This is a genomic window from Ruegeria haliotis (assembly GCF_013377785.1).
Lineage (GTDB): Bacteria > Pseudomonadota > Alphaproteobacteria > Rhodobacterales > Rhodobacteraceae > Ruegeria > Ruegeria haliotis.
This window is the reverse complement of record NZ_JABXWT010000002.1, coordinates 1-23213: the sequence shown is the minus strand read 5'-3', so window position 1 is coordinate 23213 and position 23213 is coordinate 1. Positions and strand designations below refer to the sequence as shown.

Sequence of the window (23213 nt, the reverse complement as noted above, 5' to 3'; positions counted from 1 at the left end):
ATGCTTTCCCGTTCAATACTGATTCCGATTTCCTCACTCGCATACAGCACGGCGCAGAGTGATGGTAGATTGTTAGCGCTCAACCAATCGCAACCATATGCCCTCTTTGGACCGAACCGTCAGATGAGCGACCGGAACAGGCGTTTTATCGCTGATTGTTTCGAATTTGAAATGGCGCAGCAGCATCGACAAGATCAGCGGCCCTTCTACCATCGCAAACCCGGCACCGGTGCAGACCCGAGGTCCGGTGGAAAACGGGATATACGCCTCACGCTGACAGGTCTTGCCATTTTCTGTGCCCCATCGGGTCGGATCAAACGCATCCGGATTCTCCCACAGGCGTTCCTGTCGATGCAGGTGCCATGGGCTGATGACAATTTGCGATCCTTTCGGCACATCGCGGTTGCGAAACCGTTCGGGACAACTGGCCTCGCGTACCATCATCGGAACCGGCGGATAGAGACGCAGCGCTTCGCGAAACACGTCACGGCTGATCCTTAGTCTGGACATGGCTGCGAATGAGGGTTCGTCCAAAGCCTGCGCCTCTTCTGCCACCTTGTCTTGCCAGTCTGGGTAAAGAGCCATCAGGTAGAGCGCCCAAGCCAGAGCCGAAGCGCTGGTTTCGTGCCCGGCCAGAAAGAAGATCGCAACTTGATCGACCATTTCGTGCGTTTCGAAACAGCGGCCGGTCTCTGGATCAGGCGTGGTCATGATCTTGGTCGCCAGATCGTCCGGCGCGTGGCCCTGAGCGATTGCAAAGGCTCGATCAGCCGTCAGCTTGCTGATCAGGTTCCGAATATCTGCGGCGTTTCGGCGGGTCTTACGGGAATGAAACCGCGGCACCCAACGGGGCAACGGTACAAAGGCCGCAAGGTTCAATAGCGGCTGCCCTCTTTGGTAGGCACGGAACTTCTCGAACACCTGTGCGGCGATCTCATGCTCGATCGGGACCGAAAACAGGGTGCGAAATATGACATCTGCCGCCGCGTGACTGGTCACTTCCTCGCATTCAACTTCGGTGCCGACGCGTTGACGCAAACGGTCTACGCAGGTCTGAGCTGCCGCAAGCATGGCCGGAAAGGTATCCTTGAGCCGCCCTCCTTCAAACGCAGGATCGATAATCCGGCGTTGGCGTTTCCACGCCTCACCATTGGTCAGAAACACCGAGTCACCCAACAAAGGACGCAACCCTTCGCTGATCCGACCGGATTTCGGGAAGTCGTCCGGGCGCTTCTTTAAAACCGTATTGATCAAGTCCGGTTGGTTGATCATGTAAGATTGAAAGAACGGCGTGCGGAACTCGGCCATCCAGGCGCGATACAGGCGTTGGGGTTGTGCGGACAGTAAGTCTTGACGGAACAACCTCAGATACCGCCACAGCGATACCTTGTCTGGGCGTGGTTGCGGTTTGGGCGGGTTCATGCACGGACCGAGGTGTATTTGGACACCGCCTCCTCGATACGCGTTCTGGATGGCGCGCTGTCCTGAAACCGTTGGCCCAGAGTCTGGGGACCTGCAGTGATGCGGAAGTAGTCATAGTGCCCTGGCTGATCGAAGGCGCAAAGGTACTGAAAGTGCAGCCTGAAGAATTGCCAGCGCAACTCTTGCCAACGCTTTGGCGAAAGGGTTTGGGTGAACGCCGCGGACAGGACCAACGGCAACCGTTTGTCCGGTCCGGCAACGCCACTTACAGCAACCGGATCGCACAGGGCAAACGCACAACCATCCCCCGGTGCGGATACATCCACCCAGTTCAGATCGTGTTGAATTGATAGAAACTGAAGATCTGTGCGCAGTTGACAGGCTTTGGGCAGGAATGAGACCATTGGAACCACCTGCCCCAATGTCAAAAAGGATAGCACCGGCCGTCGGCCCACGCCCGCTTGGGTGCGGATCAATTCCGCCAGAACCGAAACCCCAAGATGCGCGCCCGAGCTGTGGCCCACGACCAGAACCTCATCTACATCTGTCTCCAGAGCTTGCCCAATCAGCTCTTGAAAGCTGTCCAGCCGCTCTTGTAGCTCGGCCGAGGTTTCGCCCTTCGACTGCGCGGAATAGGCGTAATCATGCATCAGGTAATACGCAAACAGGCGGTTGTCGATTTTGCGAAACCAGCGCGGCAGAACGTAGGCTACGGCAATCGCAGGGACCAGTCCCCACCACGCCGCAAACGACCACAGCAGCGCTACGACACCCGATGCCACAGCCAGTGCAACAACAAGTTGCAACAACAGCATCCCCACGGGATAGAGCGCGGCAATAACTGGCCCTTTGCGCAGACGCATCAACCGCCGCAGCGTTCCGGTGGAAACATATGTCCACGCCGTTCGCGCAAGTTGCAGATAGGTCGCAGGGATCGAACCCGACATGCTGTCACGTACAATGTCGGACCAAACCAGAACCTCGACCTCGGTTTGGATATCCACGCCGTTTTGATGAGAGATCACATGCCACCCAAATGGCCCCTCGCCAGATCGGGCAGAGACTGAAATATCGTATCCTGAAATCTCTGCCTGTGCGCGTGCCTCGCTGCGATACAGCTCGCGATAACGCCGCGGCGGAAACGGGTCGTAACCGGGAATGTAGAACACCCGGCGTCTGCGCACCCGAGGCTGATTTATCTGACTGCTCATTGCCTTACCTTCTGCCGCGCAGGTTAACCCAGCATTGCGGCCAAGGTAAGATGATTCAGCAGATCAGCCCAGCAGCGCGAGTCCCGGAAAGGTTTCCAACAGCCACCAGCTGAATTCGGTAAACAGCCCGGTGATCAGCATGATACCTACGAACAGCAACAGTCCGCCCATAACCTTTTCGATGGTTCCCATATAGGGCTTGATCCGGTTCATAACCGTCATCGACCGGTTCAGGAACATCGCTGCCAGCAGGAACGGGATGCCTAGACCCGCGGCATAGACACCCAGCAATAAGGTGCCGCGCGCCACGGACGCCTCGGACGCGGCTAACGACAAAATCGCCCCGAGCTGGGGACCGATACACGGCGTCCAGCCAAAGGCAAAAGCCAAGCCCAGAATATACGCACCAAAGACCGATCCGCCGGAATCGCCGGTTTCAACCCGTGCCTCGCGATCCAGAAGTGGAATGCGGAATACGTTCAGAAAATGCAGGCCAAAGATGATGACAACAGCGCCCGAGAGTTTGGCGAACAGCACTTGATTCTGAAGAACAAACACACCAAAGGCCGAGGCAGTGAACCCCAACAACAAGAACACAGTCGACAGACCCATTACAAAAAACAAAGCCGACAGTGTTGCCTTACGCCGCGCTTTTGCTTCGTCCTGCATCTCGTTGATCGTCACACCGCTCATATAGGCCAGATAAGGCGGCACGATGGGCAGCACGCAGGGCGACAAAAAGCTGATAAGCCCACCAATCAGGGCGATGAACATGGCAGGCAGCAGGCCCGCGTCGATGATTTCTATTCCGAACATGGATCAGCACATATGGTATCAACACGCCGCCGTCACGGGGCCATTCGGTCACATCCTCGTGCTTGCGCGCTGGACAGCATGTCAAAGTGGAAATATCTGAACATCATGTCAAATCAGTCCGAAACCCTGGACGCGCTGGGCCTCCTGTGTCCCTTACCCGTCCTGAAGGCGCGAAAACGCCTGAAATCGATGCCAGCCGGCGCTGTGCTGCGTGTATTGGCGGATGACCCCGCCGCCATCATTGATGTGCCGCATTTCTGTGCCGAAAGCGGCCATCACCTGTTGTCTCAGGAAGATGCTGAGGGACATCAAATTTACCTCATTCAGAAATCGGATTGACAAAAATTTCCGGTGTCAGAAATGAAAAAGGCGGGCAGCGGGCCCGCCTTTTCGTATTCTGCTGTGCCTATTGGCCCAAAGACCACCATCCACGCCGCTTTGGCTTGGGTGGCTCGCTGGGCTGTTCCGGCTCTTGTGCGACAGTCTCCAGCTCCGGCTCTGCAGGTGCTTCTTCCACCGTTTCTTCGCTTGCAACCTCAGCAACCTCTTGAACCTCAAGCGGCACGGGCGCGACCTCAACCGTCTCCGTTGGCGCTTCTTCTGCTTGCTGATCCAACTGCTTGGGCTGAGTAGTTTCTTCAGGTTGCGCAGGCTCAGATAGCTCCTCTGCCACAGCAACTTGTTCAGGCTCTGATTCCTGGGCGGCAGGCTCTTCTGCAACCGCCTCAGATTCGCCAGCAATCGGCTCAGCGTCTTTCTTTTTCCGGCGCGGCGCGCGGCGCTTACGGGGTTTGGCAGGTTTCTCTGCCTCACCTGATTCTTCGCTGGCAGCATCCGATGCAACTTCTTCCGATGGTTCTGCGGCTGCAACGACATCATCCTCGGACGGCACTTCACCTTCCTCTACTGACGCTTCTGATGTTTCAGCAGATCCACCATTCTTTTTCCGACGACGCCGACGGCGCTTGCGCTTGGGTCTGGTCTCCTCATCGGCCTCTACGGTTTCAACTGTTTCGGCAGTTTCTTCCTCGGTCTCTTCCTCATCGGTGGCATCGACCAGATCCATCAGCGACGCATCCACCGACACAACCGGCGCGGTCGCCTCGGGTACAATCCGGCTGGCGGTCTTGAATTTCTCCATCGAGAAATCAGGGCTGACCAGATGCACATCACCTTCAATGCGCACCGACAATCCATAGCGCGCCTCGATCTGAGCGATATGTTCGCGCTTTTGGTTCATCAGGAAGTTGGCAATGCTGACCGGGCAGCGGACCAATACCTCGCGCGAACGACGTCGGGTGCCTTCTTCTTCGATCTGACGCAGGATGGTCAACGCCATGTTGTCATCCGACCGGATCAGACCTGTGCCATGGCAGGCCGGACATGGCTGCGTTGTTGCCTCCAGCATACCTGGGCGCAGGCGTTGACGGCTCATCTCCATCAGACCAAAGCCTGAGATGCGACCCACCTGAATACGTGCACGGTCGGTTTTCAACCGATCTTTCATACGCTTTTCGACAGCCAGGTTATTCTTGCGCTCATCCATGTCGATGAAATCAATCACGATCAGACCCGCAAGATCGCGCAGACGCAGCTGTCGTGCCACTTCTTCCGCAGCCTCAAGGTTGGTCTTGAGCGCGGTTTCCTCGATCGAGCCTTCCTTGGTCGCCCGGCCCGAGTTCACATCGATCGCAACCAGCGCTTCGGTTACACCGATCACGATATAGCCACCTGATTTCAGCTGCACAGTGGGGTTAAACATGCCCCCCAGATAGCTTTCCACCTGATAGCGCGCGAACAGCGGCAGCGCGTCCTCGTACCGTTTCACGTTTTTGGCATGGGACGGCATGATCATTTTCATGAAGTCTTTGGCGATGCGATATCCGCCTTCGCCTTCGACCAGAACTTCGTCGATCTCGCGGTTATACAGATCGCGGATCGACCGTTTGATCAGGTCGCCTTCTTCATAGATTTTCGCAGGCGCAATGGATTTCAGAGTCAGTTCGCGGATCTGCTCCCAAAGGCGCTGCAGATATTCATAGTCACGTTTGATCTCGGATTTAGTGCGTTTTGCCCCCGCGGTACGAATGATCAAACCAGCGCCGGTTGGCACGTCTATTTCCGAGGCGATTTCCTTAAGCTTCTTGCGGTCAGGTGCGTTGGTGATCTTGCGGCTGATTCCACCGCCACGCGCGGTGTTCGGCATCAGAACACAGTACCGACCAGCCAGCGACAGGTAAGTGGTCAGTGCAGCGCCTTTGTTGCCACGCTCTTCCTTGACAACCTGCACCAGCAGAACCTGACGCACCTTGATGACTTCCTGAATCTTGTAGCGACGCGGGCGCGGCTTGCGCGGCGGACGGATATCCTCGCTGTCATCCTCATCGGCGACTGATTCAATCGTGTCGTCCTTGGCCGACGCGTCCGAGCGTGCCTCGTCGCCTTCGCCTTCATCAGCTTTGCCGACTTCGGTTTCAGGCTGCTCGGTCTCCGCATCTTCAGCTTGCGCTTCGACTGCTTCCGCCTCGCCATCTGTGGCTTCTCGTTGGGCCGAGTCGGATTTATTCCCTTCCGGGGTGTCTTCAGTAGCAGCAGGCGCTTCGGCAACAGCTTCTGCGCCTTCTACCTGTGTGTCTTCTGCAGGCGCGGCGGCATCACTTTCCTCAGCTGGCTCTTCAACCGGCGTATCCGCTACCAAATCTACCGGAGATGTGCCTTCAGGCACGGCCACGTCTTCCGCGTCGCTTCCATCTTCAAGATCGATCGTCTCCATGCCTGTTGGCTCGGAAGACACCTCAATCGAATCCACAGCATCGTCGGATTTTACATCCGCAGCTTTGGTCCGCGACCGTGACCGACGTTTCTTAGGCTTGGTTTCTTCTACCTCATCCCGCGCCCTCATCGCTTCGGCATAGGCGCGTTCTTCCTCCATCAACGCCTCACGGTCGGCGACGGGGATTTGATAATAATCCGGATGAATCTCGGAAAACGCCAGAAACCCATGTCGGTTGCCGCCGTAATCGACAAAGGCCGCCTGCAGCGACGGTTCGACCCGGGTTACTTTTGCAAGATAGATGTTGCCAGCAAGCTGGCGTTTGTTTTCGGATTCAAAATCGAACTCCTCGACCCTGTTTCCGTCGACCACCACGACGCGAGTTTCCTCAGCGTGGGTGGCATCGATAAGCATTTTCTTAGCCATGTTTCCTTGGTGCACCGCGCCAAACGCGTTGTCCTTACCCGTCCTGGTGGACGGGCGCTTTTGGGGTGGTGTCTTGTCAGGGCGATATCAGACGGCGCGCGGCAGGGTTCGGCGCTGTGGCCGCCTGCCCGTTCTCTCAATCGTTGCGCGCGCGTCATCGCGGTTCTTCTCCGACAGGCGCGATACAATCTGCGGCCTGCCCATTTATTCCTTTCGCCCAACGGGTCGGGCTCAGGCACTCTACTGCCCCGCAAGGGGGCACAATCGGTCTGCTTTGCGGTGAAAGATCGATCACCTGCGGCAAAGCAGCGAAACTCAATGATTCGGGGCTTATGGACACAAGAAGTGGCCCGGCCCGTTCGGATACAATAAAAGCGTTCCTGTGGAAAAGACAATGGGCAAACTGCATGACGCATACAGCACAGCCCCCGGGATACCTTCATCTGGCCGAAAATACCTCGGGGGTGAATTGAGCCATAGGCTCAAGAGGGGGCTGGCCCCCTCCCTTACAGATAATCAGATCGCTGCAGGCCGTATTTGGCCATCTTCTCATTCAACGTACGGCGCGGCAGGCACAATTCGTCCATCACAGATGCGATCGATCCTTTGTGGCGACGCATGGTATTGTCGATCAGCATCCGCTCGAAGGCCTCGACATATTCTTTGAGCGGCTTGCCCTCGGTCGTCATAACCGGCTGCATTTCCTCGTGGTCTGACATCAGTAGTGAAGCGATGGTTCCCGAGCCACGCCGGGATTGCAAAACTGCACGCTCTGCAATGTTGATCAATTGCCGCACATTACCCGGCCAAGGGGCCTGTAAAAGTTGGGCCGCTTCCTGTGCGCTAACCTGAGGTGCTTCACAGCCGTATTCTTCGGCAAACTGTTCGCTGAGACGGGTAAACAGCGTCAGGATATCCTCGCCGCGTTGGCGCAGCGGAGGCATGGTGATGCGCAAAGCCGCCAATCGATAGAACAGATCGGGGCGCAGCACATCCTCGCTGGTCTTTCCAGCCTCTTGCAGGTTGGAAATGGCAACGATCCGGGTCTCTGCCGGCGTGCCCTGATCGTTCATCACACTTAACAACCGGGCCTGCAGCGTGTCACTCAACGCTTCGACATCTTCCAGAACCAGCGTACCGCCGCGGGCCTCTTCGATCGCAGGCAATTGCGCATCTTCCGGCATCATCGGGCCAAACAGGCGCTTGGATAGCGCCTCTTCCTCAAGCGCCGCGCAGGAGACGAGAACGAATTTCTTTCCGGCCCGGCTGCCTACCGCGTGCAGCGCATGCGCCACCAGCGTTTTGCCCGTGCCGGTTTCGCCATCAATCAGCACGTGACCGTCGGCTTGCCCCAGATCCAGAATGTCCTCACGCAGGCGCTCCATCACAGGGCTGGCGCCGATCAGTTTGTTCATGATCTGTGTGCCGCCAGACAGCTCGCGCCGCAGTGCACGGTTGTCCAATGTCAGACGCCGTGCGTTGCTGGCGCGTTTGGCCAGTTCTGACATGCGATCCGGATTAAACGGTTTTTCAAGGAAGTCGAACGCGCCGACCCGCATCGCCTCGACCGCCATCGGTACATCACCGTGGCCCGTAATCATGATGACCGGCAAAGTGCTGTCGGCACCCATCAATTTCTTCAGCAACTGAATGCCATCCATCCCCGGCATCTTGATGTCCGAGATCACGATGCCAGGGTATTCCGGTCCCAACACCTTGAGCGCATCTTCGGCGCTGGCAAAGGTTTCGGTGTCATATCCAGAAAGTGCCAGCCATTGGCTGATCGACTGGCGCATGTCCTGTTCGTCGTCCACAATGGCTATCTTCATGGCCTGTGCCATAGTCATTCCTCGTTATTCAGCGGCCTCTAGGCCGTCGCTTCCCAGTATCGGCAATTGCATCTCAAACACCGCACCGCCGTGTTGGGCGTTGCGCGCAGTCAGCCGTCCGCCATGGTCGTTCACGATCCCGGACGAGATAGCAAGCCCCAGTCCGACACCATCGCCGGGCTGCTTGGTTGTGTAAAAAGGCTCGAACAGGTTTTCGATATTCTCGATCCCGTGACCGTTGTCGCGCACGGTCAACACCGCCGTGTCACCCGCCGCCAGGATGATTTCCACATCCGGCTCTGCAACTGACTTGGTGGCATCCAGCGCATTTCGCAAGAGGTTCACCATCACCTGTTCGATCCGCATCCGGTCCGCCATAACGACTACCGGTTCTTCAGGCAGGATCTGAGTGATCTTCACATGTCGCTGGCGCAACTGCGGCTCCATCATCGACAGCGACGATGCCAGCGCTTCGCCAAGGTTTACAGGGGAAAACGCATCCGCACCCTTGCGCGCGTAGGATTTAAGCTGTCGGGTGATCGCCCCCATTCGCTCGATCAAACCGTCGATGCGGCCAAAACTGGCCAACGCCTCTTCGGGACGGTTGCGACGCAACAGCAGACGTGCGCCAGCCAGATAGGTTTTCATTGCAGCCAGCGGTTGATTCAGTTCGTGACTGACTGCAGCCGACATCTCGCCCAAGGCGGCCAGTTTCGAGCTTTGCGCCAGCGTCTGCTCGGCCAGATCCAGTGTCTTTTCAACCCGTTCCCGCTCAGCAATTTCCCGCTGTAGCCTGGCGTTCAATGCGCGAAGCTCTGCCGACTCGCGCTGAAACAAAGCCATTCGCAACGTCGCCCGCCGGCTCAGCGCATAGAAGGCCAAAGCCAGAAGAATCGCAAATCCCATGATCTCGAGCGCCAGCACGCTGTTCACCTTTTCCCGGATCGACGCGTAGGTGGTGAACGAGGTCATCTGCCAACCGCGGAAGGGAATGCGTGTTTCCATCCGCATCACAGCTTCGCCCTGCAGATAGGCATCGGGCGGCAAAGCTGTCCAATCCGTAGTGGCCCGAATGGCCCGCTGAATGGCGCCTTGCGGCGGTTGACGTAGCATGGCTGCATTCTCATCCAGCCCCCGCCATTGCGGCTCGGTTGACAGGATGATGTTGCCGGTGCTGTCCGTCACCATCACCGCATCTGAAATTCCGGACCAGGCACGCTCGAATTTCTGCAGATCAACTTCAACAACAATAACGCCCAGGATCTCAGACCCGGCATCCATCCGCCGTGAATAGACAAAACTGTACCCGCCAGACTCTTTCGGAATGACCGAAAAGATTGTCGAATTGGACCGGATGGCATCCACAAAATAGGCTGAATTCCGATGCGCCTCGCCCAGCCGGTTTCGGTCAGTGGCAGCGACAGACCGCCCGTCACGATCCAGCAGCATCAGCGAGGCGGCACCAATTTCTTCCACAAAGGAGATCAGACGCTGCGTTGACAGCGAATAGTCGCTGGATCGCAGCGCCCCAAGCAGCGTCGGGTCGCGCGATAGCAATTGTGGCACGATGGCGTTGCGGCGCAGCTCGCTCAGCAAATTGCCTGAATAAAGCGCCAGCCGCAGCTCGGCCCGGTTACGGGTGGATTCGGTAAACCGGTCAGTGAGCAGACGATTTGTTACCCATACAGTCGCAACAGTCGCGATCAGCAGAACAATTACGGCCACGCGCAACCGCCACCCCAGTGGAGCGCCGCGAAACGGTTTTGTCAGTTTGGACCAGCCAGAGCGAACTTCGATACTCATCCCCAGAAGTTACGCGGGCGTGGGCGCGATCTCAAGTCACGCTGGCGCCAGTACACCCGACAATGCGCGGAACAATGCCGTCCCATCGGTACCACCATGCCCTTCGTCCGCCGCCCGTTCAGGGTGCGGCATCATTCCCAGCACCCGACGGTTTTCCGACAGAATTCCAGCGATATCCCCAACCGATCCATTTGGATTCTCGGTATAGCTGAACGCGATCCGGTCCTGATCTTTCAACGCGGCAAGCGTGGCATCATCCGCGAAGTAGTTGCCGTCGTGATGCGCAATCGGAATACCGATCACATCACCGGCATTATAGCTTTCGGTGAAGACGCTGTCGCTGGTTTCAACCCTAAGGCCAACAGTGCGGCAGATGTATTTCAGACCCGCATTGCGCAGCAGCGCGCCCGGCAGAATTCCAGTCTCGGTCAGGATCTGAAAGCCATTGCAGATACCCACGGCATAGCCGCCGCGCTCTGTATGCTGAACCACGGCCTTGCAGATCGGCGATTGCGCAGCGATTGCGCCACACCGCAGGTAATCACCATAAGAGAACCCACCCGGCACGCCAACGATGTCCACGCTGTCCGGCAGCGCTGCGTCCTTGTGCCAGACCATATCAACCTGAAAGCCGGCCTGTTCGAAGGCAACGGCAAGATCACGGTCGCAGTTTGAGCCGGGGAATACGATGACGGCTGCGCGCATGGCGGACCCTCCTTGGTCAAATCTGAATTAGGAACTCAGACCAGTTCGATTTCGTAGCGCTCGATGACCGTATTGGCCAACAGCTTTTCGCACATTTCGGTCACGTCCGCCTCGGTCGCCCCTTCGGCCAGTTCCAGGTCAATGACCTTGCCCTGACGCACACCTTCGATCTGATTGAAGCCCATCGCACCAAGGGCGTGGCGCACAGCCTCACCCTGAGGGTCAAGCACTCCGTTCTTGAGCATCACATGCACCCGTGCCTTCATATTCTGCAACTCCACCTGTGGGCCGTGGCTGTAGGCCCCTTTCGTTGCGCGGGGAATAGCCTGCTTGGCATCGTTGGACAACCCTTCACAACCCGGGCGGATTACCGCAGTGCAACAGGTCAGCCGCCTCCCTTGCCGCCCAGCATCGAGGAAAACCCCGGATAGTGCGTATCAATGGCGTTGAACGTCCCGGTCAAAACCATCTCGACAGCGACGGCGACAAGAATAATCGCCATCACACGCGTAATGACATTGATCATTGTCGGTCCCAGAGCCCGCGAAATCGGATCAGCAAAAATCAGACCCAACCCGACGATCGCGCAGGCAATCAACACGGCTAGCCCCAAGGTCACAATCTCGGCTCCGTTTGAAAGTGTATGTGCAAACACGATTGTCGTCGCAATGGTGCCCGGACCGATTGTCAGCGGAATCGCCAGTGGCACCACCGCGATATTGCTTCTTTTCTTATGACCTTCCTCTACCGCGTCCTGATCTCCGGGCGAAGGGGCCGACGCATTCAGCATCGACATGCCCACGCCAAGAATGATCAGCCCACCAGCAATGCGAAAAGACGGAATATCTATACCAAAAATGGCCAGAATTTTCTCACCGAGGAAAACTGCGACCAGGGCAACAATGATGGTCGTCCCCGTCACGACCAAAGCGACACGTCTGCGTTCGGGCGTGGAGTAACCTTCAGTCATACTCAGAAAAATCGGGATGCCGTAAAGCGGGTTGAAAATCGCCAGCAGCGCCGCAAGGAATTTCAGAAAAACTGCCTGATCGAACAATTCGCCCATGTCGAATGTCACCCTGATTTAAATGCCAGGCCCGACAATGCAGGACGATTGGCAAATTTCGACTTCAAAAGAAAAAAGCGTTGCCTGGATTGGAGCAACGCTTTTGTTCACTTTTACGCAAACCGATGGATCAATTGATCAGAGTCGGCTTGGCAACGTTGCTTTTGGGCAGAACACCCAAACGACGCGCGACCTCGGAATAGGCATCTGCCAGGTTACCCAGATCACGACGGAACACGTCCTTATCCAGCTTCTGACCGGTTTCGATATCCCACAGACGGCAGCTGTCAGGGCTGATCTCGTCTGCGACGATCAGACGTTGGAAGTCACCTTCGAAAACGCGACCAATTTCGATTTTAAAATCGACCAGACGGATACCGACGGCCAACATCACGCCACTCATGAAATCATTTACCCGCAGCGCCAGGCTGAGGATATCATCCATGTCCTGCTGGCTGGCCCAGCCAAAGGCCGCGATATGCTCTTCGGACACCAGCGGATCACCCAGTGCATCGTCCTTGTAGCAGTATTCGATGATCGGACGCGGCAATTGCGTGCCTTCGGCAATCCCCAAGCGCTTGCTCAGAGACCCAGCGGCGTAGTTGCGCACGATGATTTCCAGCGGCACAATCTCGCAGTTGCGGACCAGTTGCTCGCGCATGTTCAGACGACGGATGAAATGGGTCGGAACGCCGATTTGGTTCAGGCCGGTCATGAAGTACTCGCTCAGCCGGTTGTTCAGTACGCCCTTGCCATCGATGACATCTTTTTTCTCGGCGTTGAACGCGGTGGCGTCGTCCTTGAAATACTGTACGATCGTACCCGGTTCGGGGCCTTCATACAGAATCTTGGCTTTGCCTTCGTAGATTTTTTTCCGACGCGCCATAAGCGACCTTTCCAGTCTGGGGCGAGGGATTGAGTCCCTTCGCGTTGGCGCCGTCATAATCCAAGGCCCCCTTTCCCGCAAGTTCACAGGCCCGAGGGGCTTTGACGCAGCGCAAATCCCTTGCACCTTGCGGCACGTATAGTCATATCATCAGGAATGAAACTGTAACCCAAGAGGTCCCCAACTCATGACCACATTCGCAGAACGTGAAGCCGCGTTTGAAAACAAGTTTGCGCATGACGAAAAGATGCAGTTCATTGCCCGGATGCGACGCAACCGGTTCATGGCTGTATGGGCATCAACCCTAAAGGGTGAAACCGTCGAACAAGCCCGCGCTTACGGACAGGAGCTGGTGCACACCGACCTGCAAAACGTCAGCGAAGATGATGTCGTCGTCGCCGTCAAAGGTTATCTTGGCGATCTTGCCGACGAAGCCAAAATTCGGGAAAAGATGGTCGAATTGCTGGTTGAGGCCAAAGAGCAGGTCCTAGCCGAGGCCGATCTATAAGACCCGCAACACAGGCCTCATGATCTTCATGAGTTTTATGAATTTGATTTGACGCCCTGGTCATGAGACACGGGGCGTCTCTATTTTTAACGGCGATTTGCGCCTTTTTTGGATTATCCCAATGACAAACGCGCTGAGCAAACTTCTGAACACCGCAGATTCAATTCTGGCAGATGGGGCGACGGGGACCAATCTGTTCAATATGGGTCTGCAATCGGGTGACGCGCCCGAAATGTGGAATGTCGATGAACCGGACAAGATCAGGGCATTGTATAAGGGCTCTGTCGATGCTGGCAGCGATCTGTTTCTGACCAACACATTTGGTGGCACGGCTGCACGGCTGAAACTGCATGACGCGCAGAATCGCGTGGCCGAGTTGAACCGCATTGGCGCGGAACTTGGTCGCGAGGTTGCAGACAAGGCTGGACGTACCGTGGTGGTCGCCGGTTCAGTCGGACCAACGGGCGAAATCATGCAGCCGGTTGGCAGCCTGACCCACGCCGAAGCCGTCGAGATGTTTCACGAACAGGCTGCCGCACTGAAAGAAGGCGGCGCTGATGTCCTGTGGGTGGAAACGATCAGCGCACCCGAAGAATTTCGTGCCGCAGCCGAGGCGTTTGCCCTGGCCGACATGCCCTGGTGCGGAACCATGAGCTTTGACACTGCCGGGCGCACGATGATGGGCGTCACTTCGGCTGATCTGGCCCAACTGGTCGAGACCCTGCCCAATCCACCTCTGGCCTTCGGCGCCAACTGCGGCACCGGAGCATCAGATATCCTGCGCACAGTTCTGGGCTTTGCCGCGCAGGGCACTGAACGGCCACTGATTTCAAAGGGCAATGCAGGCATTCCGAAATATGTGGATGGTCATATCCACTATGACGGCACGCCGGAACTTATGGGGCAGTACGCTGTAATGGCCCGGGATGCCGGTGCGACAATCATTGGTGGCTGCTGTGGTACGATGCCCGCGCATCTGGAGAAAATGCGCGAAGCACTGGACAATACACCGCGTGCCGACCGTCCGACTCTGGATCAAATTACCGAAGCACTGGGGCCGTTTTCCTCGGCCTCGGACGGCACCGGTGACGACGCCGTCCCAGAACGGCGGACACGCCGCCGCCGCCGTGCGTGACGCAGGTTAGCGCCCCTCGAATTTTGCGGGGCGCTTTTCCAAAAATGCTACAACACCCTCAGCGAAATCGCGCGAGCGTCCGCACTCTCCCTGCAAATGGGCCTCGGTTTCCAATTGTTGCGGCAAGGTCTTTTCATAGGTGCCACGAAGTGCTTGCTTGATAGCGCCAAATCCCGCCGTCGGACCTTTTGCAAGATATTCTGCTCGCTTGCGCCAATGATCGGCGAAGGCATCGTCAGCAACCGCCTCCCAAATCAGTCCCCATTCATCCGCCTGCCGGGCGCTGATCTTGTCGGCAAAAAGCGCCGCGCCCATGGCCTTGGCTAACCCCATCTGGCGCGGCATGAACCAGGTACCTCCGGCGTCTGGCAGCAGACCAATGCGCGCGAAAGCCTGGAGGAAATAGGCGCTCTCGGTCGCGATAACCACATCCGCACACAGCGCAAGATTGGCCCCTGCCCCGGCCGCAGGCCCGTTAACGGCGGCAATGGTCGGAACCGGACTATTATGAATGGTCTCCAGCATCGGCTCATATTCGTCGCGCAGCGACCGTTCCAGATCGATCTTGCCGGTGCTTGAGGCGTCGCCAAGATCCTGACCCGAGCAAAATGCCGACCCGGCCCCCGTCATCACAATGCAACGGGCGTGGTTGGCGGCAAATTTCATGGCATGTGTGATTTCGGCGCGCATCTGCGTGGTCAGCGCGTTCATCTTGTCTGGGCGGTTCAGTGTCAAAACCGCCAGACCATTCGTGATGTCCAAAAGAACCGTTTCGTAATCCATGAAAACCTCCCTCGCGCCGTGTTTCGGGGCACCCTGACTTATAAGCTCTGCGAGGGAAAGTGGAACCAAACGTCAGTCGTCGAGAATTTGGCGCAGGCGCTCTTTCTCTGCGTCACTCAGCGTATCGGTATCGCCAGATTCATGAACCTTTGCGCGGCTGCGCAGGAAATTCCACCCCATAGCCGCAGCAATCAACAACATGATGGGGCCAGCCAGCCACAGGAACAGGTTTGAGCCACTCGTGGTTGGGTTCAGCAGTACATACTCGCCATAGCGATCCACGATAAAGGCGACAGCCTCATCGTCCGTGTCGCCAGCTACCAACCGTTCACGCAGCAACAGGCGCAGATCTCGCGCCAGATCAGCGTTGCTTTCGTCAATGCTCTCATTCCGGCACACTAGGCAGCGTAACCCGGTACTGATGTCACGCGCCCTTTGTTCCAGAACGGGATCTTCCAGAACTTCGTCAGGCTGCACCGCGAAAAGCGGTGAAGCCAAAATCATGAGGATCAAGACAATGCGTTTCATTCCGCAGGCACTCCGGTTGCAGGCGTCTTGCGCGCCCCTGCTGCGACCCGGAAACGCCGATCACACAGGCTGAAGACACCACCAAGCGCCATCAGGATACACCCACCCCAGATCCAGTTTGCGAAAGGCTTGATATAGGTTCGCATCACCCATCCGCCGTCCTGCTGTTGGTCCCCGATCACCACATACAGATCCCGCAGAAAACGGTAATCAATCGCCGCCTCTGTGGTCGGCATCCGGGCCACGGGGTAGTCCCGTTTTTCCGGGTGCAGAGTTCCAATCGGGCGTCCGTTCTGCTCGATCAGAACGTCAGCCGTCGTCGAGAAATAGTTGGGCCCCTGAACACTCCGGACATCTTGCAAGGTCAGCGTAAACTGTCCGACTTCGAACGGTTGACCCTGCTGCGCGACACGGATGTCTTCGACTTCCCACGCAGTCAGACCGGCAATCGCGAAGATCGTGACGCCCAAACCAGTATGAGCCACGGCTTTGCCCCAATCGGCCCCCGGCAGGCGGAACAAACGTTTCAGACTGCGCTTGCGACCGGTACGGCTCCATAAATCGACAATGGCGCCAAAGGTGATCCAGGACCCCAGGAACAAACCCACTGGCCCCAGCGCACTGCGCCCCGATTGCATGGCCCAGACCAACAGTGCCAGCGCCAACGCCAGACCAAAGGCATACCGCAGGGACCAAACAGCCTTGCCAAGCTTACCCCGTTTCCAGGGCAGCATTGCCCCGATCGGCAAAACCATCCCCAGCAAAATCATGAACGGCGTGAATGCGGCGTTGAAGAATGGCGCCCCGACCGAGAGCTTTCGATCGAACGCCATCTCGGCCACCATCGGCCACAGGGTGCCAAAGAACACCACAAAACAGCTAACGGCCAGCAACACATTGTTTACGATAAGCGCGGATTCGCGGCTGACCATGCCAAAGACACCCTTGGCGACCATCGCCTGCGCGCGTGCCGCAAACAGCGTCAGCGAGCCGCCGATGAAGATCACCAAGATAAACAGGATGAAAACCCCGCGTTCTGGATCATTGGCAAAGGCGTGCACCGATGTCAGCAGGCCCGAACGCACGATGAATGTCCCGATCAGGGAAAACCCGAAGGCGATAATCGCCAGCAGAATAGTCCAGCTTTTGAGCACCTCGCGCTTTTCAACCACGATGGCCGAGTGCAGCAGAGCCGCAGCCAGCAACCATGGCATGAACGAGGCGTTTTCAACCGGGTCCCAGAACCAAAAACCGCCCCAGCCCAGTTCGTAGTAGGCCCACCATGATCCCAGCGCGATGCCGATGGTCAGGAAAATCCATGCGGCCAATGTCCAGGGGCGCACCCAACGACCCCATGCCGCATCCACGCGCCCTTCGATCAGAGCGGCAACAGCAAAGCTGAACGCCATGCTCAGTCCGACATAGCCCAGATACAGGAACGGCGGATGGAAGGCCAAGCCGGGATCCTGCAACAACGGGTTCAGATCGCGGCCGTCAAACGGGGCAACCGCCAACCGGTCAAACGGGTTCGAGGTGAACAGGATAAAGGCGAAAAACGCCACCGCGACGGCCGATTGCACCGCCAGAACCCGTGCCTTGAGCGAGGGTGGCAGGCCACCGCCAAAAAACGCAGCCATAGCCCCAAACAAGGTCACGATCAAAACCCACAGCAGCATCGAGCCTTCGTGGTTCCCCCAAGTGCCGCTGATCTTGTACAGCATCGGTTTTGCCGAATGGCTGTTTTCTACCACAATCCGCAGTGAGAAATCCGAAGTCGTGAACGCCCAAACCAGCGCCCCAAAGGAAAACGCCGTCAGCAGGAACTGGGAAATTGCCGCCGGTTCGGCAAATGTCATCCATCCGGGCCAGCGCTTTGCAGCCCCGACCAAAGGCACCACAGTCTGAACGATGGCAACGAGAAAAGCGAGAATGAGGGCGAAGTGACCGAGCTCTGTAATCATGCCCTAGGATATACTCCCGAGCTCAGCCAAGCGCCAATGACTTTCGTCAATTTCACACGCACATAGTGTCGCGGCTCAGGCTTGGCGCAGACGCCTCCAGTCCTCAAGCGCCGGGTTGGCATCTGGGTGGGTTACATCCATCGCCAGTTGGGCATCCGATCCGGTGTCCGCTGCACCGGGGCTGTCGCTGCGCATCTGCCTTAAGGCTTCGATATTAGCCATCACAGTCGGCACGTGCAGCATCGTCGTCGTGATGTCCCGTTGTAAGTCCTGCATTTTAGCTTGATGCCGAGCCCCGAAATAAAACGAGACTACGACACCCAACAGCCACCATAACGGTTCAGGCACCAATGCTATCCCCTGCATTCGCGCCGCAAACCACAACGGATCAACCATAGCTGCAACAAACAATCCGAGCGTACCCAACGCCAACGCCGGACGCGGCAATCGGTTCAGGCCATCCATGAAACGATCAAACCCACCCTTGCGCGGCACTTGAAACTCGGCCCCGAACTGGGTCATCGCTTGACTCTGGATTGTAACGCCACGCTTGGCGTTTGCGTCAGCATTTTCCCGAAAGACTTCGGCCGTTTCCCGCACTACGTTGCGTCCACCACCGAATAACATTGCCAACACGCCCGAGATCAATCCCATCCCGCAACCCTCCTTTGAAACTGTGCGTCATTCATGTGGTATTGTGGCGATAGAAACTCCTCGGCGCGCTTTATCCAACCACCCTTTCCGCCAGACCGGGAGCGTGCATATTTACGCGACGCTTGCCGCCGATCCGCCAGCCGGAAATAGTAATTCCGCCGCGCCACGCCGTAGGAATCTCGCAAGGTTATGGATTGCGGGCCTGCCGCAGAGACACTCGCTTGCACCGTTTGCGGCCCGATCACCCCATCTACTGCGATCTCGAACTGCATCTCGCGCAGCAGGTTTTGCAGGATTTTGACCGCTTGCGCCCCGGCATTTACATACATGTCGAACACTGACGCATGCAGCACCTTTGGCAGCTTTCCAATGCGCGGTTTCGCAAAGTAATACCGGACGAAGATATCAACGGCTTGCTGACGGCTTAACGCCCGGACATCCGCCGGAGTCACAACATCGTCCCCGGTCAAGTCCAGGCCCAGCCTGCGCATCGTATGAATCGTCACGCCGAACTTGGTCGCGCCACCTGGATCGTCCGGATCGTCTACGAAACCGCCTTCACGCGCCACAATCTCTTTGGCAATTTGTCGAACCGTCTGCATGCCACCCTCTCAACAGTTGGTGGCACGAACGATCCCCAAAAACAGTAAACAGTTGGCAACGAAAAAGGGCGCTGCCTGCTGAAAACACGCAACGCCCTATAATGACTTGTCGCTGATGTCAGCTCTCTTCCGGCTCTTGATAGACACCCTGTTCCTTCAGCGCATCCACCACTTCTTTGGGCATGTAAGTTTCATCGTGTTTGGCAAGAATTTCAGTGGCTTCGAAGACACCGTTCACATAGCTTCCGGTGCCAACCATACCCTGATTTTCCGAGAACAGATCCGGCAAAACACCAGCAAATGCCACTGGCACGCTTTCGCCGCCATCTGTCACGACAAAGCGGATGATCTCACCCTGCCCCCGAATGATCGAACCCTCTTCGACCAGGCCGCCAATGCGGAACACCTCGGTCGGCTTGGGCGGCTCGGCAATCACTTGGCTGGGCGAGCGGAAGAAATTGATCCCGTCGCGCATCGCGTACCCAATCAACGCCGTCGATACCACCAGGGCAACAACGGCCACCAAAATGACTTGTATACGACGACGTTTCTTGAGTGTTTTCATACCGTCCTCACGGGAATAGAGGAGCCATCATCAGGCCCCGGGTTTCATCTTCACCTAACATCAGGTTGGCGTTCTGCAAGGCCTGCCCGCTGCTACCTTTTGTCAGGTTATCCAGTGCCGTAACCACGATGGCGCGCCGTTCGATCCGGTCAGCGACTACACCGATATGGCAGAAATTCGAACCGCGTACATGATGGGTCGAAGGGGCCTCACCCATCGGCAACATCTGGATGAATGGCTCTGCCTCATATGCGTTGCAAAGCGTCTCATAGACACTCTGAGGGTCGCCCTTCACGTATGTCGTCGCCAGAATACCGCGGTTTGCCGGAATCAGATGTGGTGTGAATTGGACATGCACAGTACGTCCAGCCAGTTTTGAAAACTCCTGATCGAATTCGCCCAGATGCCGGTGCGTGCCGCCAATCGCATAAGCGTTGGCCCCCTCGCTCAACTCGGCATGCAGCAGATTTTCCTTGAGCGCCCGTCCCGCCCCTGACACAGCGCATTTCAGGTCCAGAACGATATCGTCCAGATCAATGACACCCGCCGTGATCAACGGCCGCAGCGCATACTGCCCCGTCGCAGCGTTGCAGCCGGTGCCAGCCACCAGACGCGCGGCACGGATGTCGTCCCGATAGAACTCGGTCAGGCCATAAACGGCCTCTTCCTGTTGCTCCAAAGCCGTATGCGGGTTGCCATACCATTTCTCGTACTCATCCGCGTCGCGCAGCCGGAAATCCGCAGACAGGTCGATGATCTTCAGGTTTTTTGGCAGGTCCCGGATCACTTCTTGGCTGGTTTTATGTGGCAAAGCGCAAAAACAAAGGTCGATTTGCGAGAAATCGATCTCGGAAATCTTACACAGGTCCGGCAGGTCCATGTGGCGCAGATGCGGGAACACCTGTGCCATCGACATGCCCGCCTTACGCTCGGCAGCCAGCGCGGTGATGTCCATGTTCGGGTGCTCGGCTATCAGCCGCACCAGTTCGGCGCCGGTATAGCCGGATGCGCCCAGAATTGCGATTTTATGGGTCATGTCAGACCTCTTTTTTCCGTGTGTCACATGTCACGACCGCCGATGCGACGGTCTTCGAATAAAGGAAATAGAAAGGCATCGTCCTTGACCTAAGTCAGGCCGCCTCGAACGAGATCTGTCGTCGGAGGAACTGTGTCGCCCGGTCGCTGACAAAACCCGGTTTGCCGGTGGTCAGAAACCCATCCGCGCCATCGCCCAGCATGTTCGGATGCCGCTGCAAGTAATCAGCCAGGCTTTCTGCCACCAGATCTCCCTGGCTGAGAACCTGTACATTCGGGCCCAGAGCTTGCTGAAATGTCTCGGCCATCAACGGGTAATGGGTGCATCCAAGAATAGCGGCCTGAGGTTCCGGCATTTTCCGCTTGAGAGCATCGACATGCGAGCGCACCAGCGCCTCGGCCAGGATCATATCGCCCTCTTCGATTGCGTCCACCACACCGCCACAGGCCTGCGCCTCGACATCCACACCGATGGCGCGAAACGCCAGTTCGCGCTGAAACGCGCGGCTGGACACCGTGGCGGGCGTTGCAAACAGCCCCACATGCTTGACGGCAACCTCGCGCGGCGGAGAGTTGTCGCCCCATTGCCGTTCCGTCAACGCCTCGATCAGCGGTACGAACACGCCCAGCACACGCTTGCCTTCGGGCACGCCCTCTTCCTGCATCCGGCGCAGCGCCGCGGCGCTGGCGGTGTTGCACGCCAGAATCACCAGATTGCAACCCCGCGCCCACAGACCCTGCACCGCATTGCGGGTCAGTTGATAGATGTCGTCCGCATTCCGCACGCCATACGGCGCGTGTGCGCTGTCCGCATAATACAGGAAATCCACGTCCGGCAGACGTTTCTGCGCGGCGTTCAGGACGGTCAGCCCGCCCAATCCGGAATCAAAGATGCCTACTGCCATTTGCCCCTTCAGGCGCGATGCCGTTCCTCGAATTCATAGCCGTAGTCATAGGACTTCAACGGCTTCGGGGACAGCTCATACGTGGCTTTGCGCAGGAAATCCATCATCTTGCGCGTATCCTTGCCCAATGGGTCCAGAACATCACGCTCTATCGGTTCCCCAATGACCACTTTCACGGGCGTATCGACGCGTTTTTTGAATTCTTTGATCAGTAATCCCATCCGCAACGTATTGTGCAGATGACTGGCGATTTGAAACAGGCGCGACGTGTGGCCGTCAAAAAATACCGGTACCACGGTGGCGTTTGATTTGGCGATCATTCTGGCCGTAAAGCCACGCCAACCCGGGTCCATCGGATAAGAAAACGGTTTGGCCGCTGTGCTGACAGTTCCACCGGGGAAGACCCCGATCGCGCCACCTTCCCTTAAATAGTTCAATGCGGTTTTGCGAGTATCAAGGTTCAGCTTCATCGCCTCCTTCGTTTCGTCAAACGAAATCGGCAGGATGATACGGTTCAGGTCTTCGGCCTTGCGGAACACACGATTCGCCAGAATTCGGAAATCACCACGCGTTTGGGACAGAATATGCCCCATCATCATTCCATCCAATATTCCATAGGGATGATTGGCAATCAGGATCAAGGGCCCCTCTTTGGGAATATTCTCCAATGATCCGGCAGCTACATCCAGTGACAACCCATAGCGTTCGACCATGACCGACCAGAAATCCCGCCCACAGGCGATTTCCTGTTCATAACCGTCGGCCCGTTTGATCAGACGCAGCCGACCGGTCGTGTTCTCCATCAGCTTGATGACCATCCGCCCGCTCTTGGTTTCGGCGGAATAGGCGTAAGAAATATCACGGACGATGTGGCGGCGCGATGGCATGAACGTCTCCGGTTTGCTGCCAGCCAAATAACTGCAATTGACAATTTTGCCTAGGTGTTTGATCCCAAGGTTTGATGGTGCGATCCATTCGTTGAAATGGAAGGAAGCATTATGGGACAAGTACGTCATGGCTGCGCCACGCACTGTTACCCGGCAGGCGATTTGCAACGCAAATCTGCCGAGAGGGCACGCACGCCGTCAGAGCAGCAATACAGCGATCGCAAGCTTCGGTCGCGGAGCTGAGCCGCGAACTTGGGATCAATCCGAAGACCGTCGCCAAATGGCGAAAGCGCGAGACTGTTGAAGATCGCAAAACAGGGCCCAAAAAGCCCCGCTCAACCGTTCTCAGCGAAGAGGAAGAGGCTATGGTCGTTGCGTTCCGACGACATACATTGCTGCCACTGGATGATTGCCTCTATGCCCTTCAACCATCGATCCCGCATCTAACGCGGTCGGCACTGCATCGGTGCCTGCAACGGAATGGTATATCGCGCCTGCCAGATGTTGAGGGGGATAAACCAAAGCGACAGCGGTTTAAACGGTATCCAATCGGCTTCTTCCACATGGACATCGCCGAGGTCCAGACCGCTGAGGGCAAGCTATTTCTCTTCGTCGCCATTGATCGAACCAGCAAATACGCTGTTACCCAACTCGTCGAAAAGGCCAATCGCAAGACAGCCTGGGAGTTCCTTGAGCATCTGCTCGAAGCCGTC

23 protein-coding genes are annotated in these 23213 nt (G+C 57.1%); 4 read left to right on the top strand and 19 right to left on the bottom strand.

Annotated elements, in window-relative coordinates:
- Positions 1–72 precede the first annotated feature (72 nt).
- The 3 genes from HW561_RS05065 to HW561_RS05055 all read right to left on the bottom strand — a co-directional run bounded on the left by HW561_RS05065 (position 73) and on the right by HW561_RS05055 (position 3449).
- Positions 73–1422 carry a cytochrome P450 gene (locus HW561_RS05065; protein ID WP_176862349.1) on the bottom strand — a complete coding sequence of 450 codons (1350 nt, stop codon included), beginning with the start codon at positions 1420–1422 and terminating at the stop codon, positions 73–75.
- Complete coding sequence (locus tag HW561_RS05060; RefSeq protein WP_176862347.1) at positions 1419–2633, bottom strand: hypothetical protein; 1215 nt, start codon at positions 2631–2633, stop codon at positions 1419–1421. Before HW561_RS05060 ends, HW561_RS05065 begins: the two co-directional genes overlap by 4 nt.
- Before the next feature lie 63 nt (positions 2634–2696).
- Complete coding sequence (locus HW561_RS05055) at positions 2697–3449, bottom strand: cytochrome c biogenesis CcdA family protein (protein WP_176862345.1); 753 nt, start codon at positions 3447–3449, stop codon at positions 2697–2699.
- Positions 3450–3554: 105 nt separating this feature from the next.
- On the opposite strand from HW561_RS05055, the gene HW561_RS05050 reads away from it, so the two are divergent.
- Positions 3555–3788, top strand: a complete 234-nt coding sequence (locus tag HW561_RS05050) for a sulfurtransferase TusA family protein (protein WP_176863628.1) — start codon at positions 3555–3557, stop codon at positions 3786–3788.
- A 67-nt stretch (positions 3789–3855) separates the two neighbouring features.
- Here the strand turns inward: HW561_RS05050 and HW561_RS05045 are convergent, their stop codons facing one another.
- The 7 genes from HW561_RS05045 to purC all read right to left on the bottom strand — a co-directional run bounded on the left by HW561_RS05045 (position 3856) and on the right by purC (position 12937).
- On the bottom strand, positions 3856–6648 hold the full coding sequence (locus tag HW561_RS05045; protein WP_176862343.1) for an Rne/Rng family ribonuclease: 2793 nt from the start codon (positions 6646–6648) through the stop codon (positions 3856–3858).
- 506 nt (positions 6649–7154) lie between these two features.
- A complete protein-coding gene (locus tag HW561_RS05040; protein ID WP_176862341.1) occupies positions 7155–8489 on the bottom strand; it encodes a sigma-54-dependent transcriptional regulator in 1335 nt (444 codons plus the stop codon).
- Between the two features lie 12 nt (positions 8490–8501).
- Positions 8502–10280, bottom strand: a complete 1779-nt coding sequence (locus HW561_RS05035; protein ID WP_176862339.1) for a sensor histidine kinase — start codon at positions 10278–10280, stop codon at positions 8502–8504.
- 36 nt (positions 10281–10316) lie between these two features.
- A complete protein-coding gene (purQ, locus tag HW561_RS05030; protein ID WP_176862337.1) occupies positions 10317–10985 on the bottom strand; it encodes a phosphoribosylformylglycinamidine synthase subunit PurQ in 669 nt (222 codons plus the stop codon).
- A gap of 35 nt (positions 10986–11020) precedes the next feature.
- A complete protein-coding gene (gene purS / locus HW561_RS05025) occupies positions 11021–11251 on the bottom strand; it encodes a phosphoribosylformylglycinamidine synthase subunit PurS (protein WP_176862335.1) in 231 nt (76 codons plus the stop codon).
- 119 nt (positions 11252–11370) lie between these two features.
- Positions 11371–12051, bottom strand: a complete 681-nt coding sequence (locus HW561_RS05020; protein ID WP_176862333.1) for a MarC family protein — start codon at positions 12049–12051, stop codon at positions 11371–11373.
- A gap of 130 nt (positions 12052–12181) precedes the next feature.
- Positions 12182–12937 (bottom strand): phosphoribosylaminoimidazolesuccinocarboxamide synthase, encoded by a 756-nt coding sequence (gene purC, locus HW561_RS05015; protein WP_176862332.1) that lies wholly within the window; start codon positions 12935–12937, stop codon positions 12182–12184.
- A 187-nt stretch (positions 12938–13124) separates the two neighbouring features.
- Here purC and HW561_RS05010 point away from each other — a divergent pair, with 187 nt between their 5' ends.
- Both HW561_RS05010 and bmt read left to right on the top strand, forming a co-directional pair.
- Complete coding sequence (locus HW561_RS05010; RefSeq protein WP_176862330.1) at positions 13125–13445, top strand: DUF1476 domain-containing protein; 321 nt, start codon at positions 13125–13127, stop codon at positions 13443–13445.
- Between the two features lie 121 nt (positions 13446–13566).
- Complete coding sequence (gene bmt, locus HW561_RS05005; protein WP_176862329.1) at positions 13567–14580, top strand: betaine--homocysteine S-methyltransferase; 1014 nt, start codon at positions 13567–13569, stop codon at positions 14578–14580.
- Positions 14581–14586: 6 nt separating this feature from the next.
- Here bmt and HW561_RS05000 read toward each other — a convergent pair whose 3' ends face one another.
- The 9 genes from HW561_RS05000 to HW561_RS04960 all read right to left on the bottom strand — a co-directional run bounded on the left by HW561_RS05000 (position 14587) and on the right by HW561_RS04960 (position 22500).
- Positions 14587–15363, bottom strand: coding sequence for an enoyl-CoA hydratase-related protein (locus tag HW561_RS05000; protein ID WP_176862326.1), 777 nt, complete (start codon positions 15361–15363; stop codon positions 14587–14589).
- A gap of 72 nt (positions 15364–15435) precedes the next feature.
- Positions 15436–15891, bottom strand: a complete 456-nt coding sequence (locus HW561_RS04995; RefSeq protein WP_176862324.1) for a cytochrome c-type biogenesis protein — start codon at positions 15889–15891, stop codon at positions 15436–15438.
- The gene (locus tag HW561_RS04990) at positions 15888–17852 is read right to left on the bottom strand and encodes a heme lyase CcmF/NrfE family subunit (protein ID WP_176862322.1); all 1965 of its coding nucleotides are present in this window, start codon (positions 17850–17852) and stop codon (positions 15888–15890) included. Before HW561_RS04990 ends, HW561_RS04995 begins: the two co-directional genes overlap by 4 nt.
- Positions 17853–17927: 75 nt before the next feature.
- A complete protein-coding gene (locus HW561_RS04985; protein ID WP_176862321.1) occupies positions 17928–18506 on the bottom strand; it encodes a holin family protein in 579 nt (192 codons plus the stop codon).
- Entirely contained in the window at positions 18497–19108 is a 612-nt protein-coding gene (locus HW561_RS04980) for a holin-associated N-acetylmuramidase (protein WP_176862319.1), read from the bottom strand. Before HW561_RS04980 ends, HW561_RS04985 begins: the two co-directional genes overlap by 10 nt.
- A gap of 118 nt (positions 19109–19226) precedes the next feature.
- Positions 19227–19673 (bottom strand): cytochrome c maturation protein CcmE, encoded by a 447-nt coding sequence (ccmE, locus tag HW561_RS04975; protein WP_176862317.1) that lies wholly within the window; start codon positions 19671–19673, stop codon positions 19227–19229.
- Positions 19674–19680: 7 nt separating this feature from the next.
- Entirely contained in the window at positions 19681–20709 is a 1029-nt protein-coding gene (argC, locus tag HW561_RS04970; RefSeq protein WP_176862315.1) for an N-acetyl-gamma-glutamyl-phosphate reductase, read from the bottom strand.
- Between the two features lie 94 nt (positions 20710–20803).
- Positions 20804–21613: a glutamate racemase gene (gene murI / locus HW561_RS04965; protein ID WP_176862313.1), complete on the bottom strand. Its 810-nt coding sequence runs from the start codon at positions 21611–21613 to the stop codon at positions 20804–20806.
- 8 nt (positions 21614–21621) lie between these two features.
- Complete coding sequence (locus HW561_RS04960; protein WP_176862311.1) at positions 21622–22500, bottom strand: lysophospholipid acyltransferase family protein; 879 nt, start codon at positions 22498–22500, stop codon at positions 21622–21624.
- Positions 22501–22673: 173 nt separating this feature from the next.
- Here HW561_RS04960 and HW561_RS23880 point away from each other — a divergent pair.
- On the top strand, positions 22674–23213 hold a 540-nt coding region (locus HW561_RS23880), incomplete at its 3' end, for a helix-turn-helix domain-containing protein (protein WP_176863626.1).